Source organism: Kitasatospora sp. NPDC007106 (assembly GCF_040634455.1).
GTDB lineage: Bacteria > Actinomycetota > Actinomycetes > Streptomycetales > Streptomycetaceae > Kitasatospora > Kitasatospora arboriphila.
The window spans coordinates 1-1,470 of record NZ_JBEYFP010001195.1; the positions used below are offsets into that span (position 1 = coordinate 1).

The following is a 1,470-nucleotide window of genomic DNA, read 5'->3' on the forward strand; positions in this document are numbered from 1 at the left end:
CCGCTCACCGTGGCACCCGGTCAGGCGCTCTGCCTGGCCGACGGCGCCCGGCAGACCGGCCCGGTCACCGTCCGGCCCGGCGGCGCGCTGGCGGTCTCGGACGCCGAGCTCACCGGGCCGCTCACCGCGGACGGCGCCCTGGCCGTGACGGTGTGCGGTTCCAGCCTGACCGGCCGGGTGACCGTGACCGGGACGACGGGACCGCTGGTCTTCGGCTCCGACGCACGGCACCCGGCGGACTGCCCGGGCAACACGCTCACCGGGCCGCTCACGCTGGACGCCAACACCGGGGGCCTGCGCGCCGCCGCCAACACCCTGACCGGCCCCGTCCGGATCACCGGCACCACGGGCGGCACCGCCGTCCCGGTCTTCGAGGCGAACACCGTGTCCGGCCCGCTGCACTGCGAGGGCAACCGGCCGGAGCCGTCCACCACCGGCACCACCGTGACGGGACCGCGCACCGGTCAGTGCCGGCCCTGACCGGCGGCCCGGCCTCCTGATCCCCGCGTACGAGAGCGGTCACCGGCCCGTGCCGGTGACCGCTCCGCGGGTGGTTCGGTACAGCTGCTGCTCAGCACTGCGGACGACGCCCGTGGTTCGCTCCGCGCCGGGCACGTGCCTTCTTCTTGCGACGCCGTTTCGACGACATGACCGCTCCTCTCACAGCCGGCCCCCGTCCCACCGTTCCACACCGGGCCCGGATCGGCCTGCGGGCGGCCACCGGGCGCGGCACGGGTCAGCGGCGCGGGCTCCGCCCGTACAGGAGGTACGCCACCAGCCCGAGGACGTTCCCGAGCAGGCAGATCACCATCCAGGTCTGCGGCGGCCAGCGGCGGGTGTCGGGGTGGCGGGAGATGTCGACCATGCAGGTCACGGCGGGGACGAGGGCAAGCAGCGGGACGAGGGCGGCGATCGTCCCGGGTGACGGGGACAGGGCGGCGGTGACCATGCGGCGATGCCCCTTCGGGTCCGGACCGGGGCGGCCGGGCGGCCGCTCACCGAAGCCTTCGACGCGGGCCGCCGCCCGTCAAGACCCGCCGCGGCCCCTCAGGCGTCCGGTACGGCGGCGAGGTCCTCGGCACCGGGCAGCCAGTCGAGGCCGGGCCGGTACTCCAGCCAGCGGCGGCGGCGCCCGGCCGCGGCGAAGGCGTCGAGCAGGGCCGGGACGCCCGGGTGCGGCCGGTCCCGGTGCCAGACCAGCGACCAGGCGTAGAGCGGGGTCGGGTCGGTGATGGGCACCACCGCGATGCCGGGCCCGTCGCCGAGCGGGAGTTCCGCGGGCAGCAGGGCGAAGCCGTCGCCGCCGGCCCGGACCCGCTCCAGCAGGTGGCCGAGGCCGAGGTTCGCGCCGCCCGGCTCCACCGGGAGGGCGAACCGTGCGGCGAAGGCGCCCAGGAAGTCCAGCCGGCCGGCGGCCGCGGGCAGCAGTAGGCGCAGTCCGGCGAGGTCGGCCGGCTGCGCCCGGCCGAC

The 1,470-nt window shown here is 77.3% G+C and carries 2 protein-coding genes and 1 pseudogene; 1 reads left to right on the forward strand and 2 read right to left on the reverse strand.

Features of this window, described 5'->3' with window-relative positions; genetic code table 11:
• Positions 1-480: pseudogene (locus ABZ641_RS37070) on the forward strand (hypothetical protein); the annotation flags it as partial.
• 256 nt (positions 481-736) lie between these two features.
• Here ABZ641_RS37070 and ABZ641_RS37075 read toward each other — a convergent pair.
• Positions 737-949 (reverse strand): PLDc N-terminal domain-containing protein, encoded by a 213-nt coding sequence (locus ABZ641_RS37075; protein WP_344628364.1) that lies wholly within the window; start codon positions 947-949, stop codon positions 737-739.
• Positions 950-1,047: 98 nt separating this feature from the next.
• Positions 1,048-1,470 (reverse strand): LysR substrate-binding domain-containing protein (locus ABZ641_RS37080; RefSeq protein ID WP_359988973.1); only part of this gene is annotated, 423 nt, incomplete at its 5' end.

Coding starts and splice junctions, on each gene's coding strand:
- ABZ641_RS37075 (WP_344628364.1), bottom strand. CDS start 949: ATGGTCACCGCCGCCCTGTCCCCGTCACCCGGGACGATCGCCGCCCTC.